At 69.9% G+C, this 14,207-nt stretch carries 12 protein-coding genes and 1 riboswitch; of the genes, 6 read left to right on the top strand and 6 right to left on the bottom strand.

Going from position 1 to position 14,207, the window contains the following annotated elements:
* Positions 1-7: 7 nt before the first annotated feature.
* Complete coding sequence (hypE, locus tag OG507_RS02580) at positions 8-1,096, top strand: hydrogenase expression/formation protein HypE (protein WP_327371846.1); 1,089 nt, start codon at positions 8-10, stop codon at positions 1,094-1,096.
* A gap of 144 nt (positions 1,097-1,240) precedes the next feature.
* Here the strand turns inward: hypE and OG507_RS02575 are convergent, their stop codons facing one another.
* Positions 1,241-2,086, bottom strand: coding sequence for an MIP/aquaporin family protein (locus tag OG507_RS02575; protein ID WP_327371845.1), 846 nt, complete (start codon positions 2,084-2,086; stop codon positions 1,241-1,243).
* Between the two features lie 169 nt (positions 2,087-2,255).
* On the bottom strand, positions 2,256-2,660 hold the full coding sequence (locus OG507_RS02570; RefSeq protein ID WP_327365462.1) for an ArsR/SmtB family transcription factor: 405 nt from the start codon (positions 2,658-2,660) through the stop codon (positions 2,256-2,258).
* A 103-nt stretch (positions 2,661-2,763) separates the two neighbouring features.
* Between OG507_RS02570 and OG507_RS02565 the strand changes: the two genes are divergently transcribed.
* Positions 2,764-4,752: a heavy metal translocating P-type ATPase gene (locus OG507_RS02565; RefSeq protein ID WP_327365460.1), complete on the top strand. Its 1,989-nt coding sequence runs from the start codon at positions 2,764-2,766 to the stop codon at positions 4,750-4,752.
* Here OG507_RS02565 and OG507_RS02560 read toward each other — a convergent pair.
* The gene (locus tag OG507_RS02560) at positions 4,749-6,020 is read right to left on the bottom strand and encodes an APC family permease (protein WP_327365459.1); all 1,272 of its coding nucleotides are present in this window, start codon (positions 6,018-6,020) and stop codon (positions 4,749-4,751) included. The two genes, OG507_RS02565 and OG507_RS02560, sit on opposite strands and share 4 nt — an antisense overlap.
* 200 nt (positions 6,021-6,220) lie before the next feature.
* Between OG507_RS02560 and OG507_RS02555 the strand changes: the two genes are divergently transcribed.
* Positions 6,221-6,685 (top strand): hypothetical protein, encoded by a 465-nt coding sequence (locus OG507_RS02555; RefSeq protein WP_327365458.1) that lies wholly within the window; start codon positions 6,221-6,223, stop codon positions 6,683-6,685.
* Between the two features lie 102 nt (positions 6,686-6,787).
* Positions 6,788-7,462, top strand: coding sequence for a DUF305 domain-containing protein (locus OG507_RS02550; protein WP_327365457.1), 675 nt, complete (start codon positions 6,788-6,790; stop codon positions 7,460-7,462).
* An 84-nt stretch (positions 7,463-7,546) separates the two neighbouring features.
* On the opposite strand, the gene OG507_RS02545 is transcribed toward OG507_RS02550, so the two are convergent.
* Entirely contained in the window at positions 7,547-9,220 is a 1,674-nt protein-coding gene (locus tag OG507_RS02545; protein ID WP_327365456.1) for an ATP-binding cassette domain-containing protein, read from the bottom strand.
* Between the two features lie 709 nt (positions 9,221-9,929).
* A riboswitch (cyclic di-AMP (ydaO/yuaA leader) is annotated at positions 9,930-10,117 on the top strand.
* Positions 10,118-10,119: 2 nt separating this feature from the next.
* On the opposite strand from OG507_RS02545, the gene OG507_RS02540 reads away from it, so the two are divergent.
* Positions 10,120-10,890: a transglycosylase SLT domain-containing protein gene (locus tag OG507_RS02540; protein ID WP_327365455.1), complete on the top strand. Its 771-nt coding sequence runs from the start codon at positions 10,120-10,122 to the stop codon at positions 10,888-10,890.
* 136 nt (positions 10,891-11,026) lie between these two features.
* Here the strand turns inward: OG507_RS02540 and OG507_RS02535 are convergent, their stop codons facing one another.
* A complete protein-coding gene (locus tag OG507_RS02535; protein WP_327365454.1) occupies positions 11,027-11,677 on the bottom strand; it encodes a DUF2461 family protein in 651 nt (216 codons plus the stop codon).
* Between the two features lie 82 nt (positions 11,678-11,759).
* The gene (locus tag OG507_RS02530; RefSeq protein ID WP_327365453.1) at positions 11,760-12,089 is read right to left on the bottom strand and encodes a hypothetical protein; all 330 of its coding nucleotides are present in this window, start codon (positions 12,087-12,089) and stop codon (positions 11,760-11,762) included.
* Positions 12,090-12,437: 348 nt separating this feature from the next.
* Here OG507_RS02530 and OG507_RS02525 point away from each other — a divergent pair, with 348 nt between their 5' ends.
* Positions 12,438-13,835, top strand: a complete 1,398-nt coding sequence (locus OG507_RS02525; protein WP_327365452.1) for an APC family permease — start codon at positions 12,438-12,440, stop codon at positions 13,833-13,835.
* Positions 13,836-14,207: the final 372 nt, after the last annotated feature.

Here is a 14,207-nt window from a genome sequence, read left to right as displayed (position 1 = left end):
CACCCCCATGTACGGCGCCGGAACCACCTCGGCGTCCGCCGTCCCGCCACTCGACCCCACGGCGTGGACCTGCCCGGCCCCGCTGCGTGACCACCCGCGGATCGTGATGGGTCACGGCGGTGGTGGCGCGCTCTCCGCCGAACTGGTCCAGCACATCTTCGCCCCGGCCTTCGGGGGCGAGGCGCTCGCGCAGCTGGGCGACTTCGCGTCCGTGTCGCTGGGTGGCGCCCGACTGGCCTTCTCCACCGACTCCTTCGTGGTGCGGCCGCTGTTCTTCCCCGGTGGCAGCATCGGCGACCTCGCGGTCAATGGGACCGTCAACGACCTGGCCATGAGCGGTGCCCGGGCCGCCTATCTGTCGTGCGGATTCATCCTGGAGGAGGGCGTCGAGCTGTCCGTCGTCGCACGTGTGGCCGAGGCCTTCGGCGCTGCCGCGCGTAACGCGGGCGTCGAGGTGGCGACGGGGGACACCAAGGTGGTCGAGGCCGGTCACGGAGACGGCATCTTCATCAACACCGCAGGCATCGGTCTCATCCCGGCCGGCGTCGACCTGCGTCCCCAACGGGTCGTGCCGGGTGACGTGGTGATCGTCAGCGGGGCGATCGGGGTCCACGGCGTGGCGATCATGAGCGTGCGCGAGGGCCTGGAGTTCGGGGTCGAGATCGAGAGCGACTGCGCGGCCCTGGGAGGCCTCGTGGCGGCCATGCTCGCGGTCACACCGGATCTGCACGTACTGCGCGACCCCACCCGTGGCGGGCTCGCCGCATCCCTCAACGAGATCGCGGCGGCGTCGGGTACCGGCGTGGTGATCCAGGAACGGCACGTCCCCGTCCCCCCGCCGGTGGCCAACGCCTGCGCCATCCTGGGCCTCGACCCGATGTACGTCGCCAACGAGGGGAAGCTGGTGGCATTCGTACCGCGGGAGCACGCCGACGCGGTCCTGGACGCGATGCGCGCCCACCCCCTGGGCCGCGACGCGGCGGTGATCGGCGAGGCGGTGGAGGCCCACCCGGGCATGGTCGTGGCCCGCACCGGTCTCGGCGGTACACGGGTGGTCGACCTGCCCGTCGGGGAGCAGCTGCCCCGGATCTGCTGACGGCCCCGTACCGACGCACCGTCCTGGCAGTACTGTGCCGAACTCGACGTCAGCGCACCCTCACCCGGTCGAGGGTGCGCTCGGCCGCCCGCTTCCGATCCGCGCAATCCTCGCAGCGCCGCTGCTCGTTGAAGGAACCCGGCGTCACTTCTCTGCGGGCATGGGGATGCTGCCCTCCGGCTCCGGTTCCGCGGTGGGCAGGAAACGCCCGATGAGGGCCTTGTAGAGGAACGCACCGACCAGGCCGCCCACGAGCGGGCCCACGATCGGCACCCAGAAGTAGAAATTCCCGTACTGGTCCCGCCACGCCCCTCCGTAGCCGGTGAGGAAACTCGCGAGCCGGGGCCCGAAGTCACGCGCCGGATTGATGGCGTATCCGGCATTGGTGCCCCATGCCATACCGATGGCCACCACGACGAGGCCCACGATGAACGGGCCGAGATTGGCGCCCGGTGGCGTATTGAGGAGATCCGTGACCGCGAAGATCAGCAGCACGAGAATGGCGGTGCCGATGACCTGGTCCCGCAATGCTCCCCATTCGGTGACCGGAAGCGCGGGGTTCCCATTGGAGGGAAGGGTCGAGAAGACGGTTTGCGTCTTGATCGTGTGACCCGGATCCGCCTTCGCCAGAGCCTCGGTGTAATTCCAGCGCACCACCAGCGCCCCGACGAAAGCTCCTGCGAGCTGAGCGAGCGAGTAGGGGGCAACTTTCTTCCACGGGAAATCCTTGAAAGCGGCAAGCGAAAGAGTCACTGCCGGATTCAGGTGAGCGCCGCTCAGTCTGCCCGCCACATAGACACCCAGAGTGACTCCGAGGCCCCATGCCCAGGCGATGCTGTCGTGATTCCCGAGACCCCCCGGCGGGTCGGTGAGTGCTCCACCGGCCACGACCTGGGCCACCACACCACAGCCGAAGAGGATGAGAACCATTGTGCCGAGGAACTCCGCCGACAGCTCCCCGACGATTCCCGACATCTTGAGCCGCTCCATGGAGATCTCGCTTCCTGTCGAGTCACGAGCGTTGGCGGCATAGATCCACATATGAGCGTAGACGATATGAGCGTAGACGCAGGGAATTGGTTCCGCACTTGGTGGCGCAGACGCCCCGTCGGCGCAGGGCTCACCCGGCGAACGGGCCGGAAGTTGCGCGGGTCCGGCTTCAGCGAGCGGCGGCGGTCACCGCGCCGCCCGCTCCCGCGGCTTCCTCCGTGGGAGTGTCGTGCAGGCCGAGGCGCAGGTGTTCGACGTGGAAGAGGGCCTGGTCGAGGAGTTCGGCGACATGGTTGTCGTACAGCGCGTAGATGACCGAGCGGCCCCGGCGCTCGCCGGTCACCAGGCCGAGGTTGCGCAGCAGCCGTAGCTGATGGGAGCAGGCGGACTGCTCCATGCCGACCGCGTCGGCCAGCTCCGTCGCCGGGCACGGACCCTCCTGGAGGCGGGCGAGGATGCGCAGCCGGGACGGGGTCGCGAGGGCCTGGAGGGTGGTCGCCACATCGGCGGCGCCCACGGCGTCGAGGCGCTCGCGCGCGGTGGCAGCAGTATTCGCGTCAACTCCGTGGCCCATGCCCCTCATCCTACGGAGATGAACACATGAATGAGTGTTCATGTGATCCTGTATGGTGCGGGGGTCGGACCACGCCGCCTTCTCGTGCGAAGGATCACCGCCCATGTCGTTCACCCTCACCCGCCCGGCTCCGCCCGCAGGCCCGGTCCGGGACACGGTCGCAGCGAGGCGGCGCACGCGGATCCTGGCACTGCCGGAGGCCCGTTGGGCCGCGGCGGCCCTGGTGCTCTTCCTGGCGGCGCTGCCCCTGCAACTGCTCGGCGCCCCGTGGTGGGCGTGGGGCCCGCTGTACGCGCTCACGTACATCGCGGGCGGGTGGGAACCGGGCTGGGAGGGGCTGAAGGCCCTCAAGAGCAGGACGCTGGACGTGGACCTGCTGATGGTGGTCGCCGCGCTCGGCGCGGCGGCGATCGGGCAGGTGCTGGACGGCGCCCTGCTCATCGTCATCTTCGCCACCTCGGGCGCACTGGAGGCGTTCGCCACCGCACGGACCGCTGACTCGGTACGCGGTCTGCTCGACCTCGCACCCGCCACGGCGGCCCGCCTCGGCGACGGCGGAACCGAAGAGACGGTGTCCACCGGACAGTTGAGGGTGGGGGACGTGATCCTGGTACGTCCCGGCGAGCGCGTCGGCGCCGACGGCCGGGTCCTCGACGGAGCCAGTGAGGTGGACCAGGCCACCATCACCGGCGAGCCGCTGCCGGTGGCCAAGGAGCCGGACGACGAGGTCTTCGCCGGGACACTGAACGGCACCGGGGCGCTACGGGTCCGGGTGGAGCGCGACCCGTCGGATTCGGTGATCGCCCGGATCGTTGCCATGGTCGAGGAGGCCTCAGGGACAAAGGCACCCACCCAGTTGTTCATCGAGAAGGTCGAACAGCGGTACTCCATCGGCATGGTGGCGGCCACCATCGCCCTGTTCGCCCTCCCGCTGGCATTCGGCGCGGCATTGCAGCCGACGCTGCTGCGCGCGATGACCTTCATGATCGTGGCCTCGCCGTGCGCCGTGGTCCTGGCCACCATGCCGCCGTTGCTGTCCGCGATCGCCAATGCCGGACGGCACGGTGTGCTGATCAAGTCCGCCGTCGTGATGGAGCGCCTCGGTCAGGTCGACGCCGTAGCACTCGACAAGACCGGCACCCTGACCGAAGGCACCCCGAGCGTCACCGACATCCGCCCGTTGACCGCCTCGGGTTTGACCGCGGACGCCCTGCTCACCTTCGCGGCGGCGGCCGAGCACCCCAGCGAGCACCCTCTCGCACGCGCCGTCACCGACGCGGCCCGGACGCGCGGTCTCGCCCTGCCCTCCGTGGCGGACTTCGCCTCCGCTCCCGGTACCGGCGTCACGGCCACAGTGGACGGCCGCGCCGTCGCCGTCGGCAGCCCTGCCCGTCTGCTGAACGCCCGCCGCTTCGACCGGGCGGCCGCCGCCCTCGTCGCACAGCTGGAGGAGGACGGCCGTACCACCGTGCTCGTCGTCCTCGACGGCACCCCGGTCGGCGCCCTGGGCGTCGCCGACCGACTGCGTACCGACGCCCACGCCACCGTTGCCCGCCTCACCGTACTCACCGGCAGTACGCCGTTGCTGGTCACCGGCGACAACCCGCGCGCCGCCGCACGCCTCGGCGCCGACGTGGGCATCGGCGACGTACGGGCCGGGCTGCTGCCGCAGGACAAGGTGCGCGTGGTCAGGGAGTTGGAGAGCGCCGGGCGCAAGGTCCTCGTGGTCGGGGACGGTGTCAACGATGCCCCGGCGCTGGCCGCCGCCCACACCGCAGTCGCCATGGGCAGAGCCGGCTCCGACCTCGCCCTGGAGACCGCCGACGCGGTCGTCGTCCGTGACGAACTCGCCACCGTACCCACCGTCGTGGCGCTCTCGCGCCGGTGCCGCCGCCTCGTGGTGCAGAACCTGGTGATCGCCGCCTTCTTCATCACCGGCCTCGTCATCTGGGACCTGGCCGGCACGCTTCCGCTGCCCCTGGGCGTCGCCGGGCACGAGGGCTCCACCGTCATCGTCGGCCTCAACGGGCTGCGCCTGCTGCGCGACGCCGCCTGGACGCGGGCGCGACAGGATCCGAACGAAGGGCCCTAACCCCGTGTTCGGCCGAGGAACCTGCGTACGACGTATGCCACCGCACCGGCCGCGATCACCGCGCTCCCGGAGATGACGGAAGCCGACGGCAGGGCGAAGGCGAGGAGCAGACAGCCCGTCAGGCCGACGACGGGCACGATGCGGGGCGGACGGCCTTCGCCGGGCGTGAGTGTCCAGGCGGCGGCGTTGGCGATGGCGTAGTAGGCGAGGACGCCGAAGGAGGAGAAGCCGATCGCCCCACGGATGTCGGTGGTGGCCGCCAGGACGGCGACCACGGCGCCCACGGCGAGTTCCGCACGGTGGGGGACCTTGAACCGAGGGTGCACCGCGGCCAGGGCATGCGGCAGATGGCGGTCGCGGGCCATGGCCAAGGTGGTGCGTGAGACACCGAGGATCAGCGCGAGGAGGGAGCCGAGCGCGGCGACGGCCGCACCGGCGCGCACCACCGGCGCGAGACCGGGCACGCCCGCCGCGCGAGCGGCCTCGGCCAGCGGGGCCGCGGCATGGGCGAGACCTTCGGGGCCCAGCACGGCGAGCACCGTGACCGCGACGGCCGCGTAGACGAGCAGGGTGATGCCCAGCGCGAGCGGGATCGCGCGCGGGATGGTGCGCTGCGGGTCGCGGACCTCCTCGCCGAGGGTGGCGATCCGGGCGTACCCGGCGAACGCGAAGAACAGCAGCCCGGCCGCCTGGAGCACCCCGCTGACGGTGGCGTCCGCGCCGATGGCCAGGCGCCCGGCATCGGCGGTGCCGCCGCTGAGACAGGCGGTGACCACGGCCGCGAGGACCGCCAGGACGAACGCGACGATCACCCTGGTCAGCCAGGCGGACTTCTGCAGCCCGGTGTAGTTGAGCGCGGTCAGCGCCACCACCGCCGCGACGGCCACCATGTGCGTCTGTCCCGGCCACACGTAGGAGCCCACGGTCAGCGACATCGCCGCACAGGACGCGGTCTTGCCGACGACGAAGCCCCATCCGGCGAGATAGCCCCAGAAGTCGCCGAGGCGTTCACGGCCGTACACATAGGTGCCGCCGGACGCCGGGTAGCGGCCGGCCAGCCGTGCGGAGGACATCGCGTTGCAGTACGCCACCACCGCGGCCAGCCCCAGGCCGAGCAGCAGACCCGACCCGGCGGCTGCGGCGGCGGGCCCGGGTGCGACGAAGATGCCCGCCCCGATCATCGAACCCAGGCCGATCATCACGGCGTCGAACACACCCAGACCGCGCTTCAGCTCGCCCGTTCCCGCCGACTTCGCCGACGTGCTCATCACTCACTCCCAGCCGGGCGCCCCGCACGAGCGGGTCCCGTAGTAGGCGCGGACACAGATTTCCGGGGCACGGTAGCCGATCAAGGTGACCGGCCGGTGCGGGGTGAGGCGGCGCGGGGTCCGACAGGACGGGGAAACCCTGTGGGGGTATCGTCGGCCTCGTACCGCAGGACTCCTACGACCGAGAATTCGAGGCAGCCGTGGACCGCACCCCCGAGCGCGCACCGGGAGTTTCCCAGTCGCTCGTGCTGTGCGCCGTCCTGCTCGGGCTGTTCCTCATGCACGGAGCCCCGGCGAGCGCCGCCGAGGGCTGCCACGGTGCGACGGCCGTGACCTCGGATCTGTCCATGTCCATGACGGCGTCCATGACGTCGGGCAACGGTCACACGGCCATGGTGGGCGATCACGGCACCACCCGCGCGGCCTCGGCGGACGATCACGGCACCCCTCGCGCGGCCGCCGCCCTGCCCGGGATGAACGGCGAGTCGTGCGTGTCCACCCACGCCCGTGACCGGCTGCTGCCGCTGCTCATGGCGCTGGGCCTCGTCGTCCTGGCCGTATGGGCGCTCGGGACGCGTCGTACGGCGGTGCGCGGACCGGCACGGCGGGGACCGCCGTTCGCCGGCAGAGATCTCCTGCTCCAGGTGTGCGTCGCGCGGACGTGACGGGTGTCCGCCGGTTCCCGGCCATCGGGCCGGACCGGCCGGATGAACCCTGCCCCTTTCGCGCGCCATAGATGTGGCGCATCCACCTGGAAAGAACCTGTGATGTCCGCTTCCCTGTCCTCCCCCGCCCGCCGCCGCACGCTCGCGGCCGCAGGCACCGTCGCCGCGCTCGCCCTGACGCTGGCGGCCTGCGGCTCCTCCGAAGGGTCCAAGGCCGGCAGTTCGTCCATGCCCGGCATGGACCACGGCTCCGCCGGCGCCTCCGCGCCCGCCACCCCCGGCGCTTCGTTCAACGACGCGGACGTGGAGTTCGCGCAGCAGATGATCCCGCATCACCAGCAGGCCATCGAGATGGCGGAGCTGGCCGACGGCCGCGCCGCCGACCCCGAGATCAAGGCGCTGGCCGCCGCGATCGAGAAGGCCCAGGACCCCGAGATCAGCACCATGAAGGGCTGGCTGACCTCCTGGGGCAAGCCGCTGCCCGCGGCCTCGCCCTCCATGGGCGACATGCCCGGCATGGACCATGGCTCGGACGGTTCGGCGATGCCCGGGATGATGTCCGACAAGGACATGAGCGACCTGGCGGCCGCCAAGGGCAAGGACTTCGACAAGAAGTTCGCCCAGCTCATGATCGGCCACCACGAGGGCGCGGTCACCATGGCCGAGGACGAGCAGAAGAACGGCAGCAATGCCGACGCGAAGAAGCTCGCCGGTGCTGTCATCACGGCACAGACCGCCGAGATCGAGCAGATGAACAAGATCATCGCCAGGCTCTGACCCGGCAGGGGTGCGGGCCTCCGGCCTGCCGGAGGCCCGCACCCCACTCGCGTACGTCATGCCGTACGCGCCCGGCCATCGGGGTTACGCGTCGGCTCGGCCCGCTTCCGGTGCTGAGAGCAGGTCGCTCACCTCCTCCGCGGTGGTGTCCCGGAGCTCCTCCGCCAGGAGCAGCCAGCGCGTGATGCCGACCGATTCGAGGAACGGCAGGTCGTGACCGGCGATCACCAGCGCCCCTTCGTACGACTTCAGTGCGCTGGTCAGCCGGCGCACGCCGGCGATGTCGAGGTTGTTGGTCGGCTCGTCCAGCATCAGCAGCTGCGGGGCCGGTGCGGCGAGCATCGTCGCCGCGAGCGCGGCCCGGAAGCGCTCTCCGCCCGAGAGGGTGCCCGCCGGCTGTTCCGCCCGCTTCCCCTGGAACAGGAAGCGTGCGAGCTGGGCGCGGATGTGGTTGTCGGTGACCCCGGGGGCCATGCGTGCCACGTTCGCCGCGACGCTCAGCTCGTCGTCCAGCACATCCAGCCGCTGGGGAAGGAACCGCAGCGGTACGAACGTCCTGGCCTCGCCGGACAGCGGAGCCAGCTCGCCGGTGAGGGTGCGCAGCAGCGTCGTCTTGCCCGCGCCGTTGCGCCCGACGAGCGCGATCCGCTCGGGCCCGTGCACATGCAGGCTGCCCTTGCGCAGCCTGCCGAATCGGGGGCGCAGTTCGTTCAGGGTCAGCACGGTGCGGCCGGCGGGAACGGCGGTGTGGGGCAGGCTCACACGGATCTCGGCATCGTCGTGGATGGCTTCCGCGGCCTCTTCGCGACGCTCGCGCGCCTCGTTGAGCCGGTCCTCCTGGACGCCGCGGAGCTTGCCCGCCGACTCCTGCGCGGACCGCTTGCGGGCACCGGCGAGGATCTTCGGGAGCCGTCGCTCGGCCTCGATCTTCCTGCCGTGCCGCTGGCGGCGAGCCAGCTTGACCTGGGTCTCCTCCAGCTCGCGCTTCTGTCGGCGTTCGTCGGCAGAAGCGGCCCGCAGCATCCGCCCTGCGGTCTCCTGTTCGTCGGCCAGAGCCTCTTCGTAGGCTGACCAGCCGCCTCCGTACCAGCTCACGGAGCCGGAGCGCAGTTCGGCGATGCGGTCCACGCGCTCCAGCAGTTCCAGGTCGTGGCTGACGACGACGAGGACACCGGAGCGCCAGGAGTCGACGGCCTCGTAGAGCCTGCGGCGGGCGAATACATCGAGGTTGTTGGTCGGTTCGTCCAGCAGGAGCACGTCGGGACGCTCCAGCAGCAGCGCGGCCAGGCGCAGCAGGACGGTTTCCCCGCCGGACATCCGGCCCACGGTGCGGTCCAGTTCGACGTTGCCGAGTCCGAGCGACCCGAGGGTCGCGAGTGCTCGTTCCTCGACGTCCCAGTCGTCGCCGATCGTCTCGAAGTGCTTCTCGTCCACATCGCCGGATTCGATGGCGCGCAGCGCGCCGCGCCGCTCGGCGATGCCCAGGGCCTCGTCCACAGGCAGTGTCGTGTCGAGGGTGACGTTCTGAGGGAGGTGGGCGAGGCTGCCGCCGACGGCCACCGAGCCCTGGGAAGGGCGCAGTCGGCCGGCCAGCAAACGCAGCAGCGTGGACTTGCCCGCGCCGTTGCTGCCGACGAGCCCGGTGCGGCCCCGGCCGACGGTGAGGGAGAGCCCGTCGAAGACGGTCGTGCCGTCCGGCCACTGGAAGGACAGGCCGGAGCAGGTGAGGGAGGCGCTGGGGGTGGTGGATGTCGCCATGGTGGTCCTCGCAGTCGCAAGCGCGGTGAATGGGGGCTTCGTATGCGAGCACCACGCGGCGACCGAACCGTGAGGGAGGTGCGGCGGTCCGAAAGGTCGAGGGACGGCTCATGCACCAAGGTCGCATCCACGCGGGGTCACGGGCAGGACAGAACACTGCTACTGCGTGACGGGCGTACGGCTTCGGCCGTACGGCGCGATGATCGCGAACCTCAGATGCGCAACGTCCACCTCTATCGGAGACAACAGAACCGCTGAAAACGATAGCGACCGGGAGAGCGGACGGCAAAGCCCTTTCGTCGTGCGCGGGGAGTGAGGGGGAGTGCGACGAGCGGGCGCGGCCAGCGGGCCACCCCGGGTGGGCCTGTTCGGTGGCGGTCGGCCCCGAGCACGCGAAGCAGTGGGCAAATGTCCGAGTATGGGCGATTTGCTTGGAAATGATATTTAGGTTAATAAAGGTGTCTATTGGGGCTCTTGTGGCCTTTGAGTTCCACCCGAATTGCACCTTTTATGCACTCAGTGGCGTGAGTCACTTTCGGAGTTCAAGACGGCGCGGTGCGCGGCCCGGTTCCCTTCTGTGTAAAGAAATTTCACTTCTCGATGTGAGGTGGATTACTTCCAATTACCTGATTCGATCTTGCAAATGAATTGTGATCAACAAATAGGGGCTTGTTCCATTCGGTGTTTCTCGCCTACGGTCACGGTCAATCCGGACGGAACGCCGAATCCTGCCGCCGTCCGGCAATCCGACCACTCACGTACGGCAGGAGCGGGGGACCCAGGTAAGCCGCCGACCCGGTATACGGAACGGCTCGGGGTTAAGTCGCATTCCCATGCGGCCAGACATCTCCAGTCTGAACCCGACAGCTCACCTCGTAGGCGACGGAGAGGAATTCGCCATGTCCGCAACGGGTAACCATCGTCGTCGCAAGTCCACTTCGCTGTCTCGCGGTCTCATCGCCGCGACCACGGGCGGAGCCGCTCTCGTGCTGCCGCTGATCGGTGCCGGATTCGCCTCCGCCGCTCCGGCGCAGACCGTCACCGCCGAAAACGCCGCCGTGTCCACCGTCGCCCCCGTCAAGGAAAAGGCCGCGCAGGCGGCCACGCCCACCACCTATTCCGTGGTCGCGGGCGACACCCTTTCCAAGATCGCAAAGGGGTATTCCGTCAGCGGTGGCTGGCAGAAGCTGTACGAGGACAACCGGGCGACCATCGGCGCCAACCCCGCGCTGATACTCCCGGGCATGAAGCTGACCATCGGCGCCAAGGCTGCCGCGGGTGCATCCACCGTGAACGCCGTTGCTGCCCCGGCCACCACCCCGGCCCCGGCCGCGTCGACCGTGAAGTACACGAACGACCTGGACGGCTGGATCAAGGAGTCGCTGGCCGTCATGGCCAAGAACGGCATACCCGGCAGCTACGACAGCATCCACCGCAACATCATGCGCGAGTCCTCGGGCAACCCCCGCGCCATCAACAACTGGGACTCCAACGCCGCCAAGGGCACGCCGTCCAAGGGCCTCCTGCAGGTCATCGACCCCACCTTCAGCGCCTACCACGTGCCCGGTACGTCGATGGACATCTACGACCCGGTAGCCAACATCACCGCGGCGTGCAACTACGCCGCCGACAGGTACGGCTCGATCGACAACGTCTTCGGAGCCTACTGACCTGCAGCAGCACCGATGGCGGTCCAGGACCGACGGGTGCCGAGAGGCCGAACAGGCCCCTCGGAAGCGATCGCACCCGCCGGTCAGGGGCCGCCTTTCGGCTGCTCACCCGTGTGAGCGGCGTGCGGAGGCGACGCTAGACGCCGCGCCGGGCGGAGCCGGGAACGGACACATGGCCGGCGAGCCAGGACAGCAGGGGCTCCAGCTCCTTCGCCGCTTCGAGCACGGCGCCGACCAGCGCCGACGTGTCCTGCGCGCAGTCCCCGCCGAGGGGACGGGCGGCGCGGACCGAGCGGTACCGGAGCAGGTCGGCACGGGGATGACCGGCGTCATGACCGCGTGGCACGCGCTTCATGGTGTCCCCGGTGATCTCGTACCCCCGCTCCTCCAGTGTCCCGATGGCGCGGACCAGCTCGGGGCCACTGCCCTGTGCGGCAACTGCCGCACGGAACAACGGGACCTGCCCGGGATCCGGGTAGCTCCAGCCGCCCCTGATCCGCAGTCCGTCGAGATCGAAACGCAGACCGATCTCGACATTGCGTGCGATCCGGATCACGGCCGCTTGGTGCTGCCACCACCACGGGTCCTTGCGGAATCCCCAGACGGAGAAGTCCTCGTACGCCCCGTCCGCATCGGCCACATCGTTCAGCAGGGCGATCATGGGCTGCCGGACCAGGCGCTCCCGGTCCTTCCGGCGCTTCTCGCGCGCTTCCTGCGAAGGCATGCCCTCCAACCGCAGAAGCAGCTCGAATGCCTGCTCTGTCCAGCCGCTGAATGCTCTGCTCACGCAAGAGATCCTAGCGATCCGCGATGCGAGGGCGGGTTCGCGCCCCAGGCCCTCTCGTCCGCGGGTTCTCACCCCCGGGCCTTCACTCCTGAGCGCCCTCCGTCGGCTGCTCCGGCTGCCGGAGCGGCTTCTGCGCCGGAGGCCTGGGCACCGTGGCCGCTGCCCCCTCCCGGACGGACTGCACCACCGCCTCGTGAAGGCGCCGGCTGTCCTCCTCGCAGGAGCACGGCACGGGGCTGCCCGACATGGTGAACCAGTCGATCGCACCCGTGTACTGCACAGTGATCTGGGCCGTGTCTTCGGCCCAGGTCGTGTGCACGGTCAGGTCCCCGGACAGGACGCCGACCTCGTCCGTGAGCACGCCACCGTGCCCGGAGAACACACCGCGAGTCGTCCATGAGGCCCAAGCCATGCATCCAGGCTGGCACCAAGAGCACCGATGCGCGACCCACGGCCATCGGCCGCCGCGGGGCCCGGGGGCGCCCGCGCCGTTCCGGAATCTGGAATGGGTGAAACTTTGCTCCGGTCCGAGCTGCGGTTCCCGCACCCGCCGATTCCCGCAAAATGACGCGCTCTTAACGCCAAAACGTCGAATCTGCTCGCCGAAACAACGAATTCCGTAGGTGAACAGCTCTTGACCTGCGGAACTCGTCAGGATTGCATGTCGCGCTGGGAGCGACGAAACCACTCACCACGTCCTCGTCTGGAGGCGATACCGCTCCCACGCTCAGAGACCGCACCTGTTGATCGGAATCGCACGATGACCGAAACGCTCAGCGCACCCCAGGCGCTCGCCCCAGCGACCGGCCCCACACCACAGAAGCTCAAGCGTTCCATCGGCGTCGTGGGCGGAACACTGCTCACGCTCTCCTGCGTGACGCCCGCTTCGACACTCTTCGTGGTCGTACCGGACCTGTTCTCCAGCCTCGGCACATACACCGCCCTCACCATCGCCATCGGCTCGCTGCTCTGTATCGCGGTCGCCTTCTGTTACTCGGAGCTGGGCACCCTCATCCCGAGTGCGGGAGGTGAGTACGCCATGGTCTCGACCATGGCGGGACGGCTGGCGGGCTGGCTCGTCTTCGTGCTCTCCCTGCTGGTCGTGATGATCGTGCCCCCGGTCATCGCCATGGGGACGGCCGACTACCTAGCTCCCGTCGTGCACATACCGGCACCCGCCGCGGGCGCCGGCGTCATGATCCTCGCCACCCTCGCCGGGCTCCTGGACCTGCGCGCCAACGCGTGGATCACCGGGATCTTCCTCGTCCTCGAAGTGATCGCGGCGGGCGTCGTCGCCGTACTCGGGTTCGCGCACTCCGAGCGTGGGGCCTCCGCGCTGGTGCACGGGTCGGTCGCCTCGTCGGGCAGCACCACCTCCACGGTCACCGCGATGATGGTGGTCTCCGGGCTCGCGATCGCCCTCTTCATCACCCAGGGCTTCTCCACGGCCGTCTACCTCTCGGAGGAACTGGAGAACCCGCGGCGCAACGTGGCCCGCACCGTGCTCGCCACCCTAGCCATCTCCACGGCCGTCATCCTCGTCCCGGTCATCGCCATCACGCTGGGCGCCCCTGACCTCGCGGCCCTGACTTCGGGCGACCTCAACACCATGGTCGCCGCCTGGTCCAACTCGGCCGTCGGCACCTTTGTCAGCCTCTGCGTCGCCCTCGCGATCATCAACGCGGGCATCGTCATGGTCATCCAGAACTCACGGGTCCTGTTCGCCTCCGCCCGTGACAAGGCGTGGCCCGAGCCGGTCAACAACGCCCTGTCCCGGCTCGGCCGGTTCGGCTCCCCGTGGGTGGCGACCCTGGTCGTCGGCATCCCCGGCGCGGCGCTCTGCTTCGTCAACCTCGACACCCTGTACGGCGTCACCGGCGTCTCCGTCACCGGCATGTACCTGCTGGTCGCGGTCGCTGCCCTGCTCTGCCGCCGCGGCGCGCACCGCGAGCAGCCCGCCTGGCGCATGCCGCTGTGGCCCGCGATCCCTCTGCTGCTCATCGCCGTGCTCGCGTACATCCTGAGCCGGCAGGAGACGGAGTATCTGGTGTGGACCGGCGGGATCACCGCGGTCGCCACGCTCTACTGGGCGCTGTATCTGCGGCCCCGCCGCGACACCCGCTGGCTGGTCAGCATTCCGGAGGACGCGCAGCCCTGACGGAATGACCGGATGACCGGCCGAATCAGACCGACCGCGCCGAGAGCCAGCAGCGTGCCGCGGGAGTCCGCGAGATACACGGGTGTCGGTTCCGGATGCCGGTGATGTCGGATGCCGAGGCCGCGTTTCCCGGCATGCGCCGTCGGACCGGCCAGGTCCTCCACGGTGTGCGGTGCGCAGCACACGGTGGGGATGCGGTTTCCCGACAGCTCGAACCCTGGCCGGGCAGCGTCTCGTTGTAGCCGGCCCAGGTCATTCCGGCGGCGATCAGCTCGGAGGCGGGAGTGGGCGCGGACAGGGGACCGACGCTCACGCAACTGTCGTCGGTGCGACCCTGGTTGGAGTCGAGCGAGGCGGCGGCGAGCGACGCGG

Origin of the sequence: Streptomyces sp. NBC_01217 (assembly GCF_035994185.1) — a bacterium.
In the GTDB taxonomy this organism is placed as follows: domain Bacteria; phylum Actinomycetota; class Actinomycetes; order Streptomycetales; family Streptomycetaceae; genus Streptomyces.
Note: the sequence above shows the minus strand (reverse complement) of the source record. Positions and strands in the feature narration are given on the sequence as shown.

Coding starts and splice junctions, on each gene's coding strand:
- hypE (WP_327371846.1), top strand. CDS start 8: ATGTACGGCGCCGGAACCACCTCGGCGTCCGCCGTCCCGCCACTCGAC.
- OG507_RS02575 (WP_327371845.1), bottom strand. CDS start 2,086: ATGGAGCGGCTCAAGATGTCGGGAATCGTCGGGGAGCTGTCGGCGGAG.
- OG507_RS02570 (WP_327365462.1), bottom strand. CDS start 2,660: ATGGGCCACGGAGTTGACGCGAATACTGCTGCCACCGCGCGCGAGCGC.
- OG507_RS02565 (WP_327365460.1), top strand. CDS start 2,764: ATGTCGTTCACCCTCACCCGCCCGGCTCCGCCCGCAGGCCCGGTCCGG.
- OG507_RS02560 (WP_327365459.1), bottom strand. CDS start 6,020: ATGAGCACGTCGGCGAAGTCGGCGGGAACGGGCGAGCTGAAGCGCGGT.
- OG507_RS02550 (WP_327365457.1), top strand. CDS start 6,788: ATGTCCGCTTCCCTGTCCTCCCCCGCCCGCCGCCGCACGCTCGCGGCC.
- OG507_RS02545 (WP_327365456.1), bottom strand. CDS start 9,220: ATGGCGACATCCACCACCCCCAGCGCCTCCCTCACCTGCTCCGGCCTG.
- OG507_RS02540 (WP_327365455.1), top strand. CDS start 10,120: ATGTCCGCAACGGGTAACCATCGTCGTCGCAAGTCCACTTCGCTGTCT.
- OG507_RS02530 (WP_327365453.1), bottom strand. CDS start 12,089: ATGGCTTGGGCCTCATGGACGACTCGCGGTGTGTTCTCCGGGCACGGT.
- OG507_RS02525 (WP_327365452.1), top strand. CDS start 12,438: ATGACCGAAACGCTCAGCGCACCCCAGGCGCTCGCCCCAGCGACCGGC.